1 protein-coding gene is annotated in these 227 nt (G+C 69.2%); it reads right to left on the bottom strand.

Translation table 11 applies throughout. The features are described from left to right. Positions 1–227, bottom strand: a 227-nt coding sequence (locus tag AB1471_RS19205; RefSeq protein ID WP_496350351.1) for a hypothetical protein, incomplete at both ends; no start/stop codon positions are given.

Below are 227 nucleotides of genomic sequence, written 5' to 3'. Positions count from 1 at the left end.
CTCCTCCACCGTGTGCCGGAAGGCCGGCAACATGCCCGCGTGGTGGGCGGCCAGACCGCGCAGTAACCCTTCCCGCCATTCGTAGTAGCCGAGTACCGCCAGGTCGGAGTCGGCCAGGTCACCGCAGCGGTGGTCGATCACCTCGGCGATCCGTGCGCACTCCTCTTCGCTGGTCAACCGCAGCGGTGACCGCAGGCATTGGGTGACCGCGGCGTCACAACCGGCCC

It is taken from the genome of Jeotgalibacillus marinus, assembly GCF_040801915.1.
In the GTDB taxonomy this organism is placed as follows: Bacteria; Bacillota; Bacilli; order Bacillales; family Jeotgalibacillaceae; genus Jeotgalibacillus; species Jeotgalibacillus marinus.
Note: the sequence above shows the minus strand (reverse complement) of the source record. Positions and strands in the feature narration are given on the sequence as shown.